Origin of the sequence: Pseudomonas sp. FW300-N2A2 (assembly GCF_017351735.1) — a bacterium.
Taxonomy (GTDB): Bacteria; Pseudomonadota; Gammaproteobacteria; order Pseudomonadales; family Pseudomonadaceae; genus Aquipseudomonas; species Aquipseudomonas migulae.
The window spans coordinates 14633-34266 of the sequence record NZ_JACNDU010000021.1 but is presented as its reverse complement, the minus strand read 5'-3'; the positions used below and the strand labels follow the sequence as shown (position 1 = coordinate 34266).

Annotated in this window: 18 protein-coding genes, 1 tRNA gene and 1 riboswitch; of the genes, 16 read left to right on the top strand and 3 right to left on the bottom strand. The window is 60.2% G+C overall.

The window, feature by feature from the left end:
* Positions 1-92: 92 nt before the first annotated feature.
* The gene (gene ung, locus J4E42_RS21630; protein ID WP_008025785.1) at positions 93-785 is read right to left on the bottom strand and encodes a uracil-DNA glycosylase; all 693 of its coding nucleotides are present in this window, start codon (positions 783-785) and stop codon (positions 93-95) included.
* 132 nt (positions 786-917) lie between these two features.
* Here ung and J4E42_RS21625 point away from each other — a divergent pair, with 132 nt between their 5' ends.
* Positions 918-2021 carry an enoyl-CoA hydratase/isomerase family protein gene (locus J4E42_RS21625; RefSeq protein ID WP_207286113.1) on the top strand — a complete coding sequence of 368 codons (1104 nt, stop codon included), beginning with the start codon at positions 918-920 and terminating at the stop codon, positions 2019-2021.
* Positions 2022-2145: 124 nt separating this feature from the next.
* Here the strand turns inward: J4E42_RS21625 and J4E42_RS21620 are convergent, their stop codons facing one another.
* Together J4E42_RS21620 and J4E42_RS21615 are read right to left on the bottom strand one after the other, a co-directional pair.
* Entirely contained in the window at positions 2146-2613 is a 468-nt protein-coding gene (locus tag J4E42_RS21620; protein ID WP_008036217.1) for a hypothetical protein, read from the bottom strand.
* Positions 2614-2780: 167 nt separating this feature from the next.
* Complete coding sequence (locus J4E42_RS21615; protein ID WP_008025780.1) at positions 2781-3023, bottom strand: hypothetical protein; 243 nt, start codon at positions 3021-3023, stop codon at positions 2781-2783.
* 276 nt (positions 3024-3299) lie between these two features.
* A riboswitch (guanidine-I (ykkC/yxkD leader) is annotated at positions 3300-3400 on the top strand.
* 61 nt (positions 3401-3461) lie between these two features.
* Here J4E42_RS21615 and J4E42_RS21610 point away from each other — a divergent pair.
* From J4E42_RS21610 to J4E42_RS21540, 15 genes are all read left to right on the top strand, one after another.
* Complete coding sequence (locus tag J4E42_RS21610) at positions 3462-4529, top strand: putative urea ABC transporter substrate-binding protein (RefSeq protein WP_008025779.1); 1068 nt, start codon at positions 3462-3464, stop codon at positions 4527-4529.
* 15 nt (positions 4530-4544) lie between these two features.
* Entirely contained in the window at positions 4545-5360 is an 816-nt protein-coding gene (locus J4E42_RS21605; protein ID WP_008025776.1) for an ABC transporter permease, read from the top strand.
* The gene (locus tag J4E42_RS21600; RefSeq protein WP_192228687.1) at positions 5357-6145 is read left to right on the top strand and encodes an ABC transporter ATP-binding protein; all 789 of its coding nucleotides are present in this window, start codon (positions 5357-5359) and stop codon (positions 6143-6145) included. The genes J4E42_RS21605 and J4E42_RS21600 overlap by 4 nt, the downstream gene beginning before the upstream one ends.
* A gap of 13 nt (positions 6146-6158) precedes the next feature.
* On the top strand, positions 6159-6884 hold the full coding sequence (locus J4E42_RS21595) for an urea amidolyase associated protein UAAP1 (protein ID WP_207286112.1): 726 nt from the start codon (positions 6159-6161) through the stop codon (positions 6882-6884).
* A gap of 11 nt (positions 6885-6895) precedes the next feature.
* Positions 6896-7537: an urea amidolyase associated protein UAAP2 gene (locus J4E42_RS21590; RefSeq protein WP_017336948.1), complete on the top strand. Its 642-nt coding sequence runs from the start codon at positions 6896-6898 to the stop codon at positions 7535-7537.
* A 285-nt stretch (positions 7538-7822) separates the two neighbouring features.
* Positions 7823-11464 carry an urea carboxylase gene (uca, locus tag J4E42_RS21585; RefSeq protein ID WP_207286111.1) on the top strand — a complete coding sequence of 1214 codons (3642 nt, stop codon included), beginning with the start codon at positions 7823-7825 and terminating at the stop codon, positions 11462-11464.
* A gap of 25 nt (positions 11465-11489) precedes the next feature.
* Positions 11490-13256, top strand: coding sequence for an allophanate hydrolase (gene atzF / locus J4E42_RS21580; RefSeq protein ID WP_207286110.1), 1767 nt, complete (start codon positions 11490-11492; stop codon positions 13254-13256).
* Positions 13257-13449: 193 nt separating this feature from the next.
* On the top strand, positions 13450-14937 hold the full coding sequence (locus tag J4E42_RS21575; RefSeq protein WP_008036200.1) for a sensor domain-containing diguanylate cyclase: 1488 nt from the start codon (positions 13450-13452) through the stop codon (positions 14935-14937).
* Positions 14938-14943: 6 nt separating this feature from the next.
* A complete protein-coding gene (locus J4E42_RS21570) occupies positions 14944-15138 on the top strand; it encodes a cysteine-rich CWC family protein (protein ID WP_008025763.1) in 195 nt (64 codons plus the stop codon).
* Positions 15139-15195: 57 nt separating this feature from the next.
* Positions 15196-15888, top strand: a complete 693-nt coding sequence (locus J4E42_RS21565; RefSeq protein ID WP_207286109.1) for a pseudouridine synthase — start codon at positions 15196-15198, stop codon at positions 15886-15888.
* 313 nt (positions 15889-16201) lie between these two features.
* Positions 16202-17086, top strand: coding sequence for an alpha/beta fold hydrolase (locus J4E42_RS21560; protein ID WP_192419443.1), 885 nt, complete (start codon positions 16202-16204; stop codon positions 17084-17086).
* 180 nt (positions 17087-17266) lie between these two features.
* Positions 17267-17340 (top strand) — tRNA-Gly (locus J4E42_RS21555).
* 314 nt (positions 17341-17654) lie between these two features.
* Positions 17655-18200, top strand: a complete 546-nt coding sequence (locus tag J4E42_RS21550) for a PAAR domain-containing protein (RefSeq protein WP_207286108.1) — start codon at positions 17655-17657, stop codon at positions 18198-18200.
* A 10-nt stretch (positions 18201-18210) separates the two neighbouring features.
* Complete coding sequence (locus J4E42_RS21545; protein WP_008036197.1) at positions 18211-18993, top strand: hypothetical protein; 783 nt, start codon at positions 18211-18213, stop codon at positions 18991-18993.
* Positions 18978-19343 carry a hypothetical protein gene (locus J4E42_RS21540; RefSeq protein ID WP_008036195.1) on the top strand — a complete coding sequence of 122 codons (366 nt, stop codon included), beginning with the start codon at positions 18978-18980 and terminating at the stop codon, positions 19341-19343. The genes J4E42_RS21545 and J4E42_RS21540 overlap by 16 nt, the downstream gene beginning before the upstream one ends.
* Positions 19344-19634 lie beyond the last annotated feature (291 nt).

The window sequence follows — 19634 nt, the reverse complement described above, 5'->3', positions numbered from 1 at the left end:
CACTGGATCTCGGCCGATCACAAAATTTGTGTTCACTGGAGATCCAATGTGGGAGTGAGCCTGCTCGCGATGAGGCCCGCCCGGTCACCACATCAAACCGGCGGCAACCGCCAATCAATCGGCGTCTCGCCATTCTGCTCAAGAAACTTGTTGGTCCGGCTGAAGTGCCCGCACCCGAGAAACCCGCGATAAGCGGACAGCGGTGACGGGTGCACCGACGTCAGCACCAGATGCTTGGTCGCGTCGATCAGCTTCTGCTTGCTCTGGGCATGGGCGCCCCACAGCATGAACACCAGATGCGGTTGCTGCTGGCTGACCACTTCAATGATCCGGTCGGTAAAGAACTGCCAGCCCTTGTCCTTGTGCGCATTGGCATTGGCGCGCTCGACGGTCATGGTGGTATTGAGCATCAACACGCCCTGATCGGCCCAGCTCTGCAGATAGCCGTGATTGGGAATGTCGATGTTCAGGTCGCGTTTCAACTCCTTATAGATGTTCACCAGCGACGGCGGCGCCGGCACGCCCGGTTGCACCGAGAAGCACAAGCCATGGGCCTGGCCTGGCCCGTGATACGGATCCTGACCGAGAATGACGACCTTGACCTTGTCCAGCGGCGTCGAGTTGAGCGCGTTGAAAATCATCGGGCCCGGCGGATAAATCTCCTTGCCGGCCGCACGCTCCTGTTGCAGGAAATCGCGCAACTCTGCCATGTAGGGCTGGTCGAATTCGGCACGCAGTGCCTCCTTCCAGCTCGGTTCGAGTTTGATACGGTCGTCAGCAGTCATGGTTACATCCGGCAAAAACAATGGGGCGAACCCTAGGAAAGCCCATCACGCTTGTCAATTGATCTGACGCAGATCCGGCACTTTCCTGCATTGCGATCATACTGAACGCTCAAATTCCCGATCGAGGTCACGATGAATCTGCACTTCGAAGAACTCACCGGCACCGACGGCGCCCGCATCGGCGTTGCCAGCCTGGATGCCGAAAAATCCCTGAACGCCCTGTCCTTGCCGATGATCAACGCCCTGCGCGATCAACTGGACGCCTGGGCCAAGGATCCGCAAATCGTCTGCGTGCTATTGCGCGGTCATGGCGCCAAGGCCTTTTGCGCCGGTGGCGAAGTGCGCAGCCTGGTGGAAGCGTGTCGCGCGCACCCCGGCGTAGTGCCCCCGCTGGCCGCAACTTTCTTCGCGGCGGAATACCGGCTGGACTTCAGCCTGCACACCTACCCGAAACCGCTGATCTGCTGGGGTCACGGTTATGTACTCGGCGGCGGCATGGGCCTGCTGCAGGGCGCGAACATCCGTATTGTCACGCCGAGCAGCCGTTTGGCGATGCCGGAAATCAGCATTGGTTTGTATCCGGATGTCGGTGCCAGTTGGTTTCTGTCGCGCCTGCCCGGCAAGCTCGGTTTGTTCCTCGGCCTGACCGGCGCGCACATGAACGGTCGCGATGCGATCGATCTGGGCCTGGCCGACCGCTTCCTGCTCGATGAACAGCAAGAAGAGCTGATCGAAGGCTTGCTGCAATTGAACTGGCAGGAACAGACGCCGATGCAGCTCAACAGTCTGCTCAAGGCCTTGCAGCAGGAAGCGCTGGCGCGAATACCCGAAGCCCAGTGGCTGCCGCGCCGCCAGCAGATCGACGAATTGCTGGATGTCAGTGATGTACGTTGCGCCTGGAAAGCCATCAGCCAACAGCGTGATAGCACGGACCTGGTACTTAGCCGCGCGGCGCGGACCCTGAGTGAAGGTTCGCCGCTGACCGCTCATCTGGTCTGGCAACAGATATCCCGCGCCCGGCATATGTCGCTGGCTCAGGTTTTCCAGATGGAATACACCTTGAGCCTCAACTGCTGCCGGCATCCAGAGTTCAGCGAAGGCGTGCGTGCGCGGTTGATCGACAAAGACCAGAAACCGCATTGGCATTGGCCTGATATCAATCACGTGCCGGATGCGGTGGTGGAGGCGCATTTTCGCAAGGTCTGGGAAGGTCGGCATCCGCTGGCGGATTTGTAAGGTCACAAAACGAAATGTGGGAGCGAGCCTGCTCGCGATGGCGGTTTGTCATTCATCAATGATGTGACTGACAATCCGCCATCGCGAGCAGGCTCGCTCCCACAGGTATTGCATTCAACTCATGTTATCGGTGGCTGCCTCGGCCAGAGTGATCGCCGCGACCGTAGTGGTCACCTCGTCCACCGTGATTGCGTCCGCCACCACGGTAATCATTGTTCCAATTGCCACGGTTACGGCCATCCCAACCGCCCCGGCCATTGCCGTCCCAACCGCGCCCCTGGTGCGCCCGGTAATCGCTTCGTGGCGAAGGCTGGTAATAACGCGGTGCCGGTTGATACACCCGCGGCTGGTGGTAGTACCGCGGCGTTGGCTGGTAATAGCGGGCCGGTGGTGAGTAATACCGGCGCGGCGAGGTGTAGTAACCGCCACTGGAGTAGTAACCGCCGCCATCTGAGTAGTACGGCGCGGGGGACGTGTAAACCTCGGAACTGTAGTAGCTGCCTCCTCCATCGGCATAGGGCACGCACGCGCCAAGTGACAATCCTAATACAGCCATCAGAAGAATTGGGCGGAGCTGTTTTCGACAGAGCATGGCGGCCTCCTGGACCGCGAGTGAGCCACACCAGCGACGCTGGCGAGCGACAGTCAATTATTCGGTGACTGTCGAAAGATCAGACATCGTTTTCGACATCCGGTGCGCCCTTGAAACAAGTTGAAACATCTAGCCGATGAAAGGTTTTTCATCTATTCACCCGCTGATTAATGGTGCCGCCCATGGTATCCACCGCCGTAATAACGAGGGTGATGCCCGCCCCAATAGTAGTAGCGATAACCACCGTAAAAGCGCGGACCATAGTAATAACGCGGGCCGTAATAGTAGGAATACGGCGCATAGCCGGGATAGTAATAAGGCGTGGAATACACGTCGTAGGTGCCGGCGTAGTAGTAGCAGCCGGACAACCCGACACCGAGCACAACGCCCAGTAACAGTCGACGAAACATGGCGGCCTCCTGAAAGACCACAGCCGATACAGCCGGCTGACACCTGTTTTGACTGGCAATGCGTTGGCGAGTGCCGGACGACGTCTGACCTTCGGATCAGCGGCCAGCCACGCTGCATCTCAGTGCACGGGCGCACCATCACAAAGCAGCGAACGGCCCTTGCGGCCTCCCGAAAAATGGCAATCCCCCGGCCCAGAGCGCTTCGGGCGACTTGGCACGGCTCTCGCTTTAGCAAACCCGTGCAGGAGTCATCACAGGTTCGCGGCACCACAATTTGCAATGGCTGACTAGGGTTCCGGCTCGCTAAGGCGAGTGACTGGTCCGAGAGTTGGCGACCTCCAGTTGAGGTTACACGGCGGGACAAAAGCCCGGGAGACAAGCCACCGTTCGCGGTGCCGCGTTGACTCCTGCCCGCCCTTGATCAACTGGAGAACCACCATGTCCCGACTTCGTTTACCCGCCCTCCTCGCCGCTGCCTTCGCAGCCATCGTGAGCGTCTCGTCCCAGGCCGCGCCAAAAGACCACTTCAGCGTCTGCTGGACCATTTACGCCGGCTGGATGCCCTGGGAATACGCCGGCAGCCAAGGCATCGTCGACAAATGGGCGAAGAAGTACGGCATCAAGATTGATGTGGTGCAGCTCAACGACTACGTCGAATCCATCAACCAATACACCGCCGGCCAGTTCGACGGCTGCACCATGACCAACATGGACGCGCTGACCATTCCGGCCGCCGGCGGCGTCGACAGCACCGCGCTGATCGTCAGCGACTTTTCCAACGGCAACGATGGCATCGTGCTCAAGGGCGACGGCAAGAAAGTCGCCGACCTCAAGGGCATGGACGTCAATCTGGTCGAGCTGTCGGTGTCCCATTACCTGCTGGCCCGAGCCCTGGATTCGGTGGACCTCACCGAGAAAGACCTGAAAGTGGTCAACACCTCCGACGCCGACATCTCCGCCGCTTTCAACACGGAGCAGGTCAACGCCGTCACCACCTGGAACCCGATGCTCTCGGACATCAAGGCCAAGCCGGGCGTGACCGAAGTGTTCAATTCCAGCCAGATCCCCGGCGAGATCATGGACATGATGGTGGTCAACAGCGCCACCCTCAAAGACAACCCCGCTCTGGGCAAGGCACTGACCGGCGCCTGGTTCGAAGTGGTCGAGTTGATGAACGCGAAAAACGCCGCCAGCAAGGCTGCGCTCGAACACATGGCCAAGGCCTCGGGCACTGACCTCGCGGGTTTCCAGGCGCAACTCGACACCACCAAATTGTTCGCCACACCGCAAGAAGCCCTGGCGTTCTCTACCAGCAAGCAACTGCCGGAAACCATGCGCAAGGTCGCGGAGTTTTCCTTCCAGCACGGCTTGCTCGGTGAAGGCGCCAAGGACACCAGCGCAGTCGGCATGGCCTTCGCCAACGGCGTGACCAGCGGCGACAAGAGCAACCTCAAGCTTCGCTTCGATCCGAGTTACGTGCAGATGGCTGCCGACGCCAAGCTGTAACAAGAGGACCTGGCCATGCGCCTGATCAATCGCCACCCGGATCGCCCGAGTCGCCTGTTGTTGGTGATCCTGCCGTTCGCCCTGGTGCTGTTCGCCTACTTCATGGGCTCGGCCGAACGGCTGCTGGACAACCCTAACGACAAGCTGTTGCCGAGCGCCGTGCAAATGACCGACGCGGTGAAGCGCCTGGCGTTCACCGCCGACAGTCGCACCGGCGAATACGTGCTGTGGCAAGACACCGCGTCCAGCCTGCGTCGCTTGGCCATCGGCCTCGGCATCAGCGCGTTGGCCGGGCTGTGCCTGGGCATCGCCGCCGGCACGCTGCCGCTGTTCGGCGCGCCGTTGTCGCCGTTGCTGACGGTGCTGTCGATGGTGCCGCCGCTGGCGATCCTGCCGATTCTGTTCATCGTCTTTGGACTGGGGGAGTTATCGAAAGTGATGCTGATCGTCATCGGCATCACCCCGTGCCTGGCGCGGGATCTGGAACAGCGCGCCCGGGAAATACCGGTCGAGTTGCTGATCAAGGCCCAGACCCTCGGTGCATCGACCTGGACGCTGATGCTGCGCGTGGTGCTCCCGCAATTGCTGCCGCGCCTGCTGATCTCGTTGCGGCTGATGCTGGGTTCGGCGTGGTTGTTCTTGATCGCCGCCGAAGCCATCGCCTCCACCGACGGCCTCGGCTATCGGATTTTCCTGGTGCGACGTTACTTGGCGATGGACGTGATCCTGCCGTACGTGGTGTGGATCACCCTGCTCGCCTGGCTGATGGATTGGGGCCTCAAGCGCCTGACTCAACGTGCGTTCCCTTGGTATGAAGGAGCCCGCGCATGAGCTTCATCACGGTAAAAAACGTCTGGCAGCAATACGCCGATCAAGTGGTGCTCGAAGGCTTGAACCTGAACGTCAACGAGGGTGAGTTCTGCACCTTGGTCGGCGCGTCGGGCTGCGGCAAATCGACCTTCCTGCGCCTGTTGCTCGGCCAGGAACGCGCCAGTCGCGGCGAGATTCTGCTGGACGGTCAACTGCTGGCCGGCGAACCGGATTCGAGCCGTGGCGTGGTGTTCCAGCGCTACTCGGTATTCCCGCACCTGACGGTGCTGGACAACGTCGCCCTCGGCCTCGAACTGCCGCGCTCACCGCTGCTTGGGCGCCTGTTCGGCAGCGCCAAAAAAGACGCCCGCGAACAGGCCTCGGTGCTGCTGCAAAAGGTTGGCCTCGGCCACTCGCTGGACAAGTACCCGGCGCAGCTCTCCGGCGGCATGCAGCAACGGTTGGCCATCGCCCAGGCGCTGATCATGAAACCCCGCGTGTTGCTGCTCGACGAACCGTTCGGCGCGCTCGATCCGGGCATCCGCAAAGACATGCACGCCTTGCTGCTGGAGCTGTGGCGCGAGACGCAACTGACGGTGTTCATGGTCACCCACGACCTGTCCGAAGGTTTCAGCCTCGGCACGCGATTGCTCGTATTCGACAAGGTTCGCGTCGACCCGCACGCCCCCGGCGCCTATGGCGCGCGCATCACTTACGACATCCCTTTGAACAGCGACCGCCGCGCCACGCGCGCCGCCGTCGATGCCTTGCCGGAAACACTGGCAGGCGCGCTTCGCACCGCTTAAGAGGATTTTGCACATGACTGATTCGACTCAACTGTTCCCGCCCTTCGCCGAGGAAATGCTCCCCGGCGGCGGTCATCGCTCCTTCGTATTGAAGCGCGGCCAATTGCTGCGCCTGACCGATCTGCGCGGCGGCGCCAACGTCAGCCTGACGCTGCTCAATGCCAGTGAAAAAACCGAACGCCTTAACCTGCCCGACAGCCTCAAATGCCAACACACCGCCAAGCTCACCACGGGCCATTGTTTGTACTCGGACATGGGCCGCGTGCTGGCGGCAATCACCGCCGACACCTGCGGCTGGAGCGACAGCCTCGGCGGCGTGCTGTGCGCTGAAGAAGTCGCGGAAAAATACGGCGCGGGCCGCTATCAGGAACTGCGCAACGGCTTCTTCCGCAACGGCACCGACAACCTGTTGGTGGAACTCGGCAAATGGGGTTTGGGCCTGTCGGACCTGCTGATGACCCTCAACCTGTTCAGCCGCGTGAACGTAGATGAGGCCGGGCGTTTCCACTTCGTCGAAGGCAACTCCAAGGCCGGCGACTACATCGAGTTGTACGCGCCGATGGACACGCTGGTGGTGCTCACCGCCCTGCAACACCCGATGGACCCGTCGCCGGAATACGCACCAAAACCGTTGAAGCTGAGCTGGATGAACGCCGACGCCAGCGTCGCCGAACACTGCCGCACCTCGCGCCCGGAAAACGAGCGCGGCTTCATCAACACCGACCGCCTGTTCGCCTGAGGATCGCTGCCATGTCACTCGCAATCGCTACCGCTCAAAAGCATCCAGAAACAGCGGTCTACCGCGCCACCATTCCCGCCGGCGAACCGTGGCTGATGGAGGTCAAGGCGGGCCAGACCCTGCGCATCCTCGACCTGGAAGGCAATCAGGCGGTTGATACGCTGTTCTACAGCGTCGCCAACCCGAAAGAACGCTACGACGTGCAACGCACCTTGCGCCGGCAGAACAGCGTCTACCTGAGCACCGGCAGCGTGCTCTATTCCAACCTCGGCAAACCGATGCTGACCATCGTCGCCGACACCTGCGGACGCCACGACACCCTGGGCGGTGCCTGCGCGCAAGAGAGCAACACCGTGCGCTACGCCCTGGAAAAACGCTACATGCACAGCTGCCGCGACAACTACCTGCGCGCCTGCGTCCACGACGGGCGACTGGGCAAGGGCGACATCGGGCCGAACATCAACTTCTTCATGAACGTGCCGGTCACGGCGGATGGCGGGCTGACGTTTGAGGACGGTATTTCGGCGCCGGGCAAGTACGTGGATTTGCGAGCGGAGATGGACGTGATCGTGCTGATTTCCAATTGTCCGCAACTGAATAATCCGTGCAATGCCTACAACCCTACGCCTGCGGAGCTGCTGGTATGGAACTGAAACTGAACCGTCTGCGTCGCTGGTTGTTTGCCCTGTGCCAGGCCCGTTCCGGGCAGTGCCTGAAATCTCCAGACCACCACTAAACCCTGTGGGAGCGAGCCTGCTCGCGATTGCGGTGTGCCAGTGGGCATTGATGTGTCTGATACACCGCTATCGCCGGCAAGCCGGTCTCACTCCCACAAGGGTCCGGTGGTGGTTTGAGGTAAATGATTTTTCCGCCGGGGACGACCCCGGCGCCCAACGAAAAACTGCGGGACGGCCCGCATCCCCTCCAGGGGTTATGCCATGTTCGAAAAAGTCCTGATTGCCAACCGTGGCGCCATTGCCTGCCGCGTCCTGCGCACCTTGCGTGAACTGCAAGTCAAAGGCGTCGCCGTTTACTCCGAAGCCGATGCCGCGAGCCTGCACATCCTGCATGCCGATGAAGCCCACAGCCTCGGTGAAGGCGCGGCCGCCGGCACCTATCTGGCGGTGGATAAAATCCTCGCCATCGCCAAAGCCACTGGCGCCACGGCGATCCATCCTGGCTACGGTTTCCTCTCGGAAAACGCCGCGTTCGCCGAAGCCTGCGAAGCGGCCGATATCGCATTCATCGGCCCGACGCCAGAACAGTTGCGCGTGTTCGGCCTCAAACACACCGCACGCGCCCTGGCCAAGCAACACGGCGTGCCGATGCTCGAAGGCACCGAGCTGCTCGACAGCCTCGACGCGGCATTGATCGCCGGCGATCAGGTCGGCTATCCGGTGATGCTCAAAAGCACTGCCGGCGGTGGCGGCATCGGCATGCGCGTGTGTCGCAGTGCTGGCGAGTTGAGCGAATCCTTCGAAGCCGTAAAACGCCTCGGCCAAAACAATTTCAGCGATGCCGGCGTGTTCATCGAGAAGTACATCCAACGCGCCCGACACCTGGAAGTTCAAGTGTTCGGCGACGGTCGCGGTGAAGTGATCGCCCTCGGCGTGCGCGACTGTTCGGTACAACGGCGCAACCAGAAAGTCCTTGAAGAGACCCCGGCGCCGAACCTGCCTGACGGCATGGCCGATGAGCTGTGCGCGGCGGCGATCAAACTGGCAAAAGCGGTGAACTACCGCAGCGCCGGCACCGTGGAATTTGTGTTCGACAGCGCAGACCAGCGCTTCTACTTTCTGGAAGTGAACACCCGTTTGCAGGTGGAGCACGGCGTCACCGAACAGGTGTGGGGCGTGGACCTGGTGCGCTGGATGGTGGAACTGGCGGCGGGTGATTTGCCGCCGCTGAGCGTGTTGAGCCAAGGTTTGAAAGCCGAGGGCCATGCGATTCAGGCGCGGCTGTATGCCGAAGATCCGGGGCGCGATTTTCAGCCGAGCCCAGGTTTGCTGACGGCTGTGAACTTCCCCACCGCCGACGGCAAACAGCTGCGCATCGACACCTGGGTCGAGGCCGGTTGCGAGATACCGCCGTACTTCGACCCGATGATCGCCAAGGTCATCTGCTGGGCGCCGACCCGCGAAGAAGCGCGTGCGGATTTGCATCAAGCATTGGGCGAGAGCCAGCTCTACGGCGTGGAGACCAACCGCGATTACCTGCGGCAGATTTTGCTCGATGAACCGTTCACCAGCGGCCAACCGTGGACCCGTTGCCTCGAAGGCCTGGTGTATCAGGCCAACACTTTTGAAGTGCTCAGCGCCGGCACTCAAACCAGCGTTCAAGACTATCCGGGGCGACTCGGTTATTGGGCCGTGGGCGTGCCGCCGTCAGGGCCGATGGACAGTCGTGCATTGCGATTGGGCAACCTTTTGCTGGGTAACGACGAAGGCGCCGCCGCGCTGGAAATCACCATGAGCGGGCCATTGCTGCGCTTCAATTGCGACGCGGTGGTGGCGGTCACCGGAGCAGTGATTCCGCTGACGTTGAACGGCGAAACCGTGGCGATGAACACGGCGCTGTTGATTCCGGCAGGCACTACGTTGAGTCTCGGCACGATTGCCGGCGCAGGCGCCCGCAGCTATCTGTGTGTGCGCGGCGGGCTGCAGGTGCCGGATTATCTGGGCAGCAAAAGCACCTTCACCCTTGGACAGTTTGGCGGCCATGGTGGTCGCGCATTACGGGCCGGCGATGTGTTGCATGTGCCGGCGTTGACCGATCACAGCGTCGGCGAGCAACTGCCTGCAATCGCTGAATTGCCTGCCGTGCGGCAGATCCGGGTGATCTACGGCCCGCATGGCGCACCGGAATATTTCACCGAAAATTACATCGGCACGTTTTTCGATACTCAATGGGAAGTGCATTTCAACTCAAGCCGCACCGGCGTGCGCCTGATCGGGCCGAAGCCGGAATGGGTGCGGGCTGACGGCGGTGAGGCGGGGCTGCACCCGTCGAATATCCACGACAATCCGTATGCGATTGGCGCCGTGGATTTCACCGGGGACATGCCGGTGATTCTGGGGCCGGACGGCCCGAGCCTCGGCGGGTTTGTGTGCCCGGTGACGGTGATCGAGGCGGATCTTTGGCAACTCGGCCAGCTCAAGGCCGGGGACAAAGTGCAGTTCCAGCCAGTCGATATCAAAACCGCCCGCACCCTAGCCTTGAAATGGAATACCCCCTGTAGGAGTGAGCCTGCTCGCGATGGCGGCAGTACAGCCGACATTGATGCAACTGACACACCGCTATCGCGAGCAGGCTCACTCCCACAGGGAATCGTGTCGCCTGTGATTTTGGATTTGGGTCAGGACGATACGCGCTTGGTGGCGAGGTTGTCCGGGGATACGCACCTGCTACTTGAGATCGGCGCACCAGAACTGGACCTCGTCCTGCGCTTCCGCGCCCACGCCCTCATGCAAGCCCTGGAAAGCAAACACCTGCACGGCGTGATCGACCTGACACCGGGCATCCGCTCGCTGCAAGTGCACTACCAACCCGAGCAACTGCCGCTGGCCGATCTGCTCGGTATCGTCGCCGGTGAATGGGACGCGGTGTGCGCCGCCAAGGACCTGCAAGTGCCTTCGCGCATCGTGCATCTGCCGCTGTCCTGGGACGATCCGGCCTGCCAATTGGCGATCGAGAAATACATGACCACCGTGCGCAAGGACGCACCGTGGTGCCCGAGCAATCTGGAGTTCATCCGCCGCATCAACGACCTGCCGAACCTCGATGAAGTACAGCGCACGGTGTTCGACGCCAGCTATCTGGTAATGGGTTTGGGCGACGTCTACCTCGGCGCGCCGGTCGCCACCCCGCTCGACCCGCGCCATCGCCTGGTGACCACCAAATACAACCCGGCCCGCACCTGGACTGCGGAAAACTCGGTGGGCATCGGCGGCGCGTACATGTGCGTGTACGGCATGGAAGGCCCCGGCGGTTATCAGTTCGTCGGTCGCACGTTGCAGATGTGGAACCGCTACCGCGAAGTCGCCGCGTTCGATGGCAAACCGTGGTTGCTGCGCTTCTTCGACCAGATCCGTTTCTACCCGGTGAGCGCCGATGAACTGCTGCGCATCCGCCGGGATTTCCCCCTCGGGCGCTTCGATTTGAACATCGAACACAGCCAGTTGAACCTCGCGGATTACCAGGCGTTCCTGAGCAAAGAAGCCTCGAGCATTGCAGCTTTTCGGGATCAACAGAAAGGCGCGTTCAACGCCGAGCGCGAGCGCTGGATCGCCAGCGGCCAGGCCCACTTCGACAGTGAGGAAGCGGCCCCGGAAACGACCGAAGACGCACCGTTGGCCAGTGGCGAAATGAGCGTCGACAGCCACATCGCCGGCAACCTCTGGCAGGTCCAGGTGGAGACCGGCAGCCGCGTCGCTGCCGGCGATGTGCTGGTGATTCTGGAGTCGATGAAGATGGAAATCCCGCTGCTCGCACCGATGGCCGGCGTGGTGCGCGAAATCCGCGTGCAACCGGGTTCGGCCGTGCGCGCCGGACAGCGCGTCGTGGTGCTGGAACTCGACTGAACCCATTTTGCAAAGGACTCACTTCATGACCATCAATCTGCAACTCGACACCCTGCGCAGCGCTTATCGCGACGCCAGCATCACACCGCGACAGCTGCTGCTGGCCCTGCGCGATAAAGCCGCCGCCCTGAACCCGGACTATCACCTGTTCATTCATTTGCTCAGCATTGAAGAACTGGAGCCGTACCTCGCCGCGCTCGACGGCCGCGATGTCGACAGCCTGCCGCTGTACGGCGTGCCGTTCGCGATCAAGGACAACATCGATCTGGCGGGCATTCCGACCACGGCAGCGTGCCCGGCATTTGCCTATGTGCCGCAGCAGTCGGCGACCATCGTCGAGCAATTGCTGGCGCTGGGCGCGATTCCGCTGGGCAAGACCAACCTCGACCAGTTCGCCACCGGCCTCAATGGCAGCCGCTCGCCGTATGGCGCGTGCCCGAACAGCGTGTTGCCGGAGTATCCGTCGGGCGGCTCCAGCGCCGGTTCCTCGCTGGCGGTGGCGCTGGGCGTGGCGAGTTTTTCGTTGGGCACGGACACGGCGGGCTCGGGGCGAGTGCCGGCGGGGTTAAACAATCTGGTGGGGATGAAAGCCACCAAAGGGTTGATCTCCACGGCGGGCGTGGTGCCGGCGTGTCGTACGCTCGATTGCGTCACGACCTTTACCGCGACGGCTCGGGAAGCCAGTCAGTTGCTGGCGCTCACCGCGCATCTCGATCCACGGGACGAATACAGTCGCCGTAATCCGCTGTGGAATGACGGCTCGGCGTTCGGCACACCGCGCCCTTTCCGCTTCGGCGTACCGCGTGCGCAGGACCTGGAGTTCTTCGGTTGCCCTGAAGGTCCGCTGTTGTTCGGTGATGCCATCGACCGGCTCAAGGCGTTGGGCGGTGAAGCCGTGGAACTGGATTTGTCGCCTTTCCTTGAAGCGGCGCGCCTGCTGTATGAAGGCCCGTGGGTGGCGGAGCGCTACAGCGTCGCCGGCGAGTTGATGGAGCAAAATCCTCAAGCGGTGTTGCCGGTGATTCGTGCGGTGCTGGCCAAGGCACCGGCGGTGAACGGTGTGCAAACCTTCCGCGCCCAATATCGGCTGCAAGCCTTGAAAGCGCTGTGCGACAAAGCGCTGGAAGGACTCGATTGCGTGGTCACGCCGACCATCGGCCGCCCCGTCACACTGGCAGAGCTTGAGGCTGAGCCAGTGCTGCGCAATTCGGAACTGGGTTACTACACCAACTTCATGAACCTGCTGGACTACGCCGCCGTCGCGGTGCCGAGCGGGTTCATGGGCAATGGTTTGCCGTGGGGCGTGACGGTGTTTGGCCGGGCGTTTACCGATCAGTATTTGTTGAGTGTGGCGGATGCGTTTCAGCGTCATTCTCCTGCGCCCGTAACGATCGCGCGTAACGATCGTGCAAGGCTGGTGGTGTGTGGCGCGCATCTCGATGGGCTGGCGCTGAACTGGCAGTTGAAGCGGCGCGGTGCGACGTTGGTCGAGACGACCTTCAGCTCGCCGGACTATCAACTGTATGCATTGGCCGGTGGCCCGCCGTTTCGTCCGGGGATGGTGCGGGTGAAGGATGGCGGCGTAGCGATTGCGGTGGAGGTCTGGGAGTTGCCGAGCTGTGAGTTGGGGTCGTTCCTGACCGGGATTCCGGCGCCGCTGGGGTTGGGCAAGGTGCAACTGGCGGATGGGCGTTGGGAGAGTGGGTTTATCTGTGAGGCGTATGGGCTGGAGGGTGCGGTGGATATCAGTCATTTGGGGGGATGGCGTGCGTACCTGACAGATTTGAGGTGATCTTTCGATTCGCGGGCAAGCCTCGCTCCTACAGGTTTACGCAATCCCCTGTAGGAGCGAGGCTTGCCCGCGAAGACGTCAGCACAGGCACCACAAGACCTGATCCTCGCCGATTCCCCCTGCAAATCCCGCAGTTATTTCCCCGCAGTGCCACTAGAATGCTCCCCAACGGGCCACTGCCAACGGAATCGCCATGCTGCTTCACTCGCCGCTGTATTCGCAACGTTCGCTGGTCCTCACGCTGATCGCGCTGCTGGGCGCAGGTTTTCTCGCCACGTCATTTCTCAGCTACTACGCCTCGCGCGCCTCGATCCGCGACAACATCGTCAACACCGAGCTGCCGCTGACTTCGGACACGGTCTACTCGGAAATCCAGAAAGACCTCGTCAGACCGATCCTGATTTCCTCGATGATGTCCCGCGACACCTTCATGCGTGATTGGGTGGTCAACGGCGAACACGACCCCGACCAGATGACCCGCTACCTCAACGAGGTCATGACCCACTACGGCGCCTACACCGCATTTTTCGTCTCCAACGGCACGCTCACCTACTACCACGCCAAAGGCGTGCTCAAGCAGGTCAAGGTCACTGAGCCGCGCGATGCCTGGTATTTCCGTGTGCGTGACATGGCTGCCCCTTACGAGATCAACGTCGACCCGGACCTGGCCAACAAGGACAATCTGACGTTCTTCATCAACTACAAGGTCTACGACTACAACAACCGTTTCATCGGCGCGGCAGGCGTTGGTCTGACCGTCGATGCGGTGATCAAGCTGATCGACAAGTATCAACAGCGCTATCAACGCAGCGTGTATTTCGTCGACAGCTTCGGCCGATTGGTGCTTACCGGTGCCGAGGGTGGCCCGCAGGGCGCGCATATCGGCCAGAAACTCAACGACCTGGAAAGCATGAAAGGCCTAGTCAACCAGCTGCCCAAGCCCCACAGCGGCAGCTACGAATATTCCGTCCAGGGCCAGGGCCATTTCCTCAACGTGCGCTTCATTCCGGAACTGAACTGGTACCTGTTCGTCGACAAACGCGAAGACGGCGCCCTCAGCGAAATCCGCCAGTCGCTGTACCTCAACCTGCTGATTTGCCTGCTCGTGACCCTTACTGTGCTGGCCCTGCTCAACCGGGTGATCAAGCGTTATCAGGGCAAGATCCAGGCGCAGGCGACCCTCGACAGCCTGACCGAACTGCCGAACCGTCGCGGCTTCGATCTGCTGGCCGCACAAGCCATGCATGAAGCCCAACGCGAACCGAAACCGCTGACTGCGCTGCTGCTGGATCTGGACCACTTCAAGGCCTTGAACGACACCTACGGTCACCTCGCCGGCGATCAGGTGCTGATCGGCTTCGCAAGGGATCTGGAAAGTTGCCTGCGCCATTCCGACATCGTCTGCCGTTGGGGCGGCGAGGAATTCATCGTGCTGCTCAAGGACACGGACGGTGAGACCGGTCTGATGATTGCCGAGAAAATTCGTCAGCATGTCGAAGAACAGCTTTATGCCTACAACGGTCACACCTTGCATCTGACGGTCAGCATTGGCTTGACCACGCTGCAACCGGATGACACCTTGCACACCCTGCTCTCCCGCGCCGATCATGCGATGTATCGGGCCAAGCAATCCGGCCGTAACCGTACCTGCGCGGAAATGCCTCACACCAGTTATGCATAGTCCTACATGAACAAGCCTGAATTCTGCCCGGCCTGCGGCGCCTCCAACGACTGCACCCTGGCCGACCCGCGAACCGCCGATCGGGCCTGCTGGTGCTACGGCGTCAGCATCGACCCGGCGGTGCTCGAAGCACTGCCGCCCGAACTGCGCGACAAATCCTGCCTGTGCCCGCGCTGCGCGCAGGTCGAGGCGCAGTTGTAAGCATCCTTGTGGCCGATCACGTAAGATGCGCGGCCCGTTTCCTGCCGATCTCACTTCATGCGTGTTGACCGTTTCCTCAGCAACCTGCCCCGCTTCAACCGTAAGCAGGTTCGCCTGTTGCTGGTGGAAAAGCGCGTGCGGGTTGACGGAAAAATCGTCAGCGACCCTCACACCGAGGTGCTGGAGTTCAGCCGCGTCGAAGTCGATCAAGAAGTGCTGCAACTCGGCAAACCCGCCCGCTACTTCATGCTGCACAAGCCCCCCGGTTGCGTCAGCGCCACCCGCGATCCGGAGCACCCGACGGTGCTCGATCTGTTCGACGAGCCGGACAAGGAAGACCTGCACATCGCCGGCCGCCTGGACTTCAACACCACCGGCCTGATGCTGATCACCAACGACGGCAGCTGGTCACGACGCCTGACCCAGCCGCAGACCAAATTGCCCAAGGTCTACTACGTCGAGACCGAGCAAGACATCGGCCCGGAATATGCTTTGAAATTCAGCGATGGCCTGTACTTCGCCTTCGAAGACCTCACCACGCTGCCGGCCGAGCTGGCGCTGCTCGGGCCGAAGTCTGCGCGGCTGAGCATCGTCGAAGGTCGTTATCACCAGGTGAAGCGGATGTTCGGCCACTTCGACAACAAAGTGCTGCGCCTGCACCGCGAACGCATGGGGCCGCTGGTGCTCGACAGCACGTTGAAACCGGGCGAATACCGCCCTTTGAGCGATGAAGAGATCGGATTGATCTAAGCAGCCTACCGCTCAGCAGAAGTTGTCGAACAATTTACGAATGGCACTTGCGCGATGCCAACTCCCCTGCTTGAATCAGGTCGTCAGCCGAAATGTGACTGACGAGTCACAACATACGTCTAAGAAACTTTTTGTCGGTTAGAGAACCTCAAGGTTCCGCCTCAGACCGACAGACTGCCCGCCAATAACAACACCCGTCGACCGGACTGCAATGGATCGACATGGGCCTTCAAATTCCAGGCATATGCCTACCTGTCACAAAGCTCGTGCAATCTCATTTGCGCGCATACCCGCTTGCCAGGAGTCTTATGACATGAGGCCAGAAATCGCTGTGCTGGATATACAAGGTCAGTATCGGGTTTACACGGAGTTCTATCGCGCAGACGCCGCAGAGAAGACCATTATCTTGGTCAACGGCTCGATGGCCACGACTGCGTCGTTTGCACAAACCGTGAAAAACCTCCACCCGCAGTTCAATGTGGTCTGCTACGACCAGCCCTACGCGGGCAAGTCAAAAGCCCACAACCTGCATGAGAAATTGCTGACCAAGGAAGTCGAAGGGCAGATCCTCCTGGAGCTGATCGACCACTTCGCCGCCGAACACGTGCTGTCGTTTTCCTGGGGTGGCGCCGCGACCCTGGTCGCCCTCGCCCAACAACCGCGACGGATCGAAAAAGCCGTGATCAGCTCGTTCTCCCCGGAGATCAACGCGCACATGCTCGACTACCTCGAGCGCGGCGTCGACTACCTCGGCAGCCGTGACGGCGACCGGGTCGGCAACCTGGTGAACAGCACCATCGGCAAACACCTGCCGACCCTGTTCAAGCGCTTCAACTACCGTCACGTCAGCAGCCTGGCCGATCATGAATACGGGCAGATGCACTTCCACATCAGCGACCTGCTGCACAGCGACCGCCAGTGCTTCTTCAAGGCGGCAGAGAAAATCAACGTGCCGGTGCTGTTCATGAACGGCGAATGGGACGAATACACCGCCGCCGATGGCGCGCGATTGTTCGCCAACCACGTGCAACACGCCACGTTCACGACGCTGGATGCGACGGGCCACTTTCTCGACATGGAACACAAAGCCGCCTGCCGAGACAGTCGCAATGCGTTGCTGGGTTTCCTGAAACCTGAGCAACAGGCAAGCCGACCGCGTTACCACTACGTCCAGGACCACCATGCATTGTCCATCTGAAACAGCGTCATCGCGAGCAAGCTTCGCCCTATAGCGTTAACGCCAATCTGTAGGAGCGAGGCTTGCCCGCGAACGACCGCCACCCGGTCCGATGTCTTGTTTCACCTGTGCCAAAGCCCTCACGCGCAAAGAAAAACTTCATTTTCATGCGCACATCTGGTACAAAGTCAGCCGCTCTGAGCGGGTGTCGTATAATGGCATTACTCCAGCTTCCCAAGCTGATAACGAGGGTTCGATTCCCTTCACCCGCTCCACTATTTTCAAGGCCTCCAGCCTACCCCGCGTCAACAAGGTATCTGTTTCTGTTTTTTCAGAACACGAACAAACTAAAAACAGATACCAGTGCTTAGTCGACTTAGACCTATTGCGCCCCTCCTGCACGCTGGCAACTGGCCAACACACCACTATTCGCATGCCACCCACAGCTGATCAGGCTTAGTCATATAACTCTGGTTCATCATCTCCCATCCCATGCCCAGGCATGACCCCGCGAACATCCGCGCGGGCTATTTTCCAGCACAAGTCTGATACAGTCGCCCTCGTTAAATTCGTTGACAGGGAGTCAAGCATGGCAAAGCCAGCTGCACGAATCACCGACCCAACCAGTTGCCCCATACCTGGGCACGGCTCCAAAGCTATCGCCTCCGGCTCTCCTGATGTGTTCTTCGACGGCCTTGCAGCCGCTCGCAAAGGGGACACGTGTACTTGCGGTAGTGCGTTAGCCTCGGAAGTGTCCGGCACAGTGTTTATCAACGGCAAAAACGCCGCATTGGTCGGCACTGTCGGAACCCATGGCGACGTCGTAATCGGCGGTTCGGGTACGGTCATCATCGGAAGCTCCCACACCCCTGCCCCCTTTACTCCGCCTACGCCCATGGTCATTCACGGGAACTGGATCGGTTTTAAGATTTCCGCAGAAGAAAGCTACAAAGGATTTGCTTGCACGGCTCACTTTGACGATGGGTCTTCCATGCCCGGCGTCTTTGACGCAAACAACTCGGTCAAATTTTCCAACCCCACCGGAAAGGCATGCCATACCTTGGTATTTGCCCAACACGAGAACACCTGCACAACCGCAGGTATCGACGGACTGCTGAACGATATTTTGGGATAAGGATATTCTCGTGACGGAACCGAACCTGGTAACCGGAAGTTATGTTGTAAAAAGTGAACATACGCTCGACCGATCCCCCCTTGAGATGGCGGTTGCAGGCATGGAGGGGGCGGCCAGTCGTTTTTCCATCGATGCCATAAAGGACGAACGCGTCCGCGCAAGCTACGAGGGCAATATTCGACGAATGTCACAGCAGATATTCGCCGAGGTGCGGGCCGGCAACATAAGCGTTGAGGACGCGACAAAGTTCAGCAATGAGATGCGCAACAAAATCATGCTCGAACACCGCAAGCTGACCTCTGCGCAGGGCCTGGCCATCGTGCAAAAAAAGAAGAAAACCGGGAAAACACACAGCGAAATCCTGAACGAAAAATCTCAAACCCAGTTCAACAAAAATTACGAACAACTTTCAAAGGCCCAACAAAAAGAAGTCCTGTACAAAGCGCTGGAGCGGTCCGGAAGTGCCAATGCCAAGTTCACCTCTGGCACCAAAATCATGTCTGTTATGGGCAAGGTTGGCATCATCATGACAGCGGTGCTGGCCACTTACCAAATACTGAACGCAGACGACAAGGCCAAGGAAACGGCTCGTCAAGCCACGATCCTGGGTGGTGGTGCGGCGGGTGGATTTCTGGCGGGTTTGGGCATATCCGCACTTTGTGGTCCTGGAGCTCCGGCTTGCGCCATAGCCGTTGTTCTCATCGGTAGCATTGCTGGTGGCATTGCAGGCGGGGTCGCGGCTGATACGTTCGACGCAGAGCTAGAGGAGCTGGCCCATTGGGACATATTCTGACCCCCGCGGAACGAGCCAGCATCCAGATCGCGCTGGCAGAGGCTTTTGTAGACAGCACTGTCGACTACGCCTCTATTGCAGAACGAATCCGGGGCTATGACCCAAAGGTCGTTGAAGACATCTTGTACTCAGAGGTCGCGCCTGTGTGTTTCAGCAACCTTGAAACGCCCGTCCCTCCTGTTTGGACTGGTTTTCAGGATGAATGGTTACTAGATGAAATAGCCAAAGAACTCAAAGCGCGAGAAAACAGTTGGCTGCGACGTAGCTTCGACCTGTTAAAAGTTACATGGCTACGCTACAGCTACGGTTACATTTGGAAGGAGCTCATGAAATTTAATCAATTCCAGTAGCCCACCTGCACCAGCTTCCCTAGCTGATAACGAGGGTTCGATTCCCTTCACCCGCTCAAATCGAATTTATGTCTCACGTCAGGATGGTTTTGACGGGGGATGCAGAAACAAAAAAAACCGGTCCAAGTGACCGGTTTTTTTGTGCCCGGAATCTGGAGTCCCGCGAGACTGCCGCAAGGCCAGGCGACCCCATGCCCCTACCCTGCCCGCACGCCATGCAGTGCTATACTTTTCATGGCTTGAACGAAGTGAGAAGCGTTGCCCACGGGTACTGATACCGACTGCAAATTC

Bases quoted from the DNA above. Each gene is read 5' to 3' on its own strand.
- ung (WP_008025785.1), bottom strand. From the start codon at position 785: ATGACTGCTGACGACCGTATCAAACTCGAACCGAGCTGGAAGGAGGCA.
- J4E42_RS21625 (WP_207286113.1), top strand. From the start codon at position 918: ATGAATCTGCACTTCGAAGAACTCACCGGCACCGACGGCGCCCGCATC.
- J4E42_RS21620 (WP_008036217.1), bottom strand. From the start codon at position 2,613: ATGCTCTGTCGAAAACAGCTCCGCCCAATTCTTCTGATGGCTGTATTA.
- J4E42_RS21615 (WP_008025780.1), bottom strand. From the start codon at position 3,023: ATGTTTCGTCGACTGTTACTGGGCGTTGTGCTCGGTGTCGGGTTGTCC.
- J4E42_RS21610 (WP_008025779.1), top strand. From the start codon at position 3,462: ATGTCCCGACTTCGTTTACCCGCCCTCCTCGCCGCTGCCTTCGCAGCC.
- J4E42_RS21605 (WP_008025776.1), top strand. From the start codon at position 4,545: ATGCGCCTGATCAATCGCCACCCGGATCGCCCGAGTCGCCTGTTGTTG.
- J4E42_RS21600 (WP_192228687.1), top strand. From the start codon at position 5,357: ATGAGCTTCATCACGGTAAAAAACGTCTGGCAGCAATACGCCGATCAA.
- J4E42_RS21595 (WP_207286112.1), top strand. From the start codon at position 6,159: ATGACTGATTCGACTCAACTGTTCCCGCCCTTCGCCGAGGAAATGCTC.
- J4E42_RS21590 (WP_017336948.1), top strand. From the start codon at position 6,896: ATGTCACTCGCAATCGCTACCGCTCAAAAGCATCCAGAAACAGCGGTC.
- uca (WP_207286111.1), top strand. From the start codon at position 7,823: ATGTTCGAAAAAGTCCTGATTGCCAACCGTGGCGCCATTGCCTGCCGC.
- atzF (WP_207286110.1), top strand. From the start codon at position 11,490: ATGACCATCAATCTGCAACTCGACACCCTGCGCAGCGCTTATCGCGAC.
- J4E42_RS21575 (WP_008036200.1), top strand. From the start codon at position 13,450: ATGCTGCTTCACTCGCCGCTGTATTCGCAACGTTCGCTGGTCCTCACG.
- J4E42_RS21570 (WP_008025763.1), top strand. From the start codon at position 14,944: ATGAACAAGCCTGAATTCTGCCCGGCCTGCGGCGCCTCCAACGACTGC.
- J4E42_RS21565 (WP_207286109.1), top strand. From the start codon at position 15,196: ATGCGTGTTGACCGTTTCCTCAGCAACCTGCCCCGCTTCAACCGTAAG.
- J4E42_RS21560 (WP_192419443.1), top strand. From the start codon at position 16,202: ATGAGGCCAGAAATCGCTGTGCTGGATATACAAGGTCAGTATCGGGTT.
- J4E42_RS21550 (WP_207286108.1), top strand. From the start codon at position 17,655: ATGGCAAAGCCAGCTGCACGAATCACCGACCCAACCAGTTGCCCCATA.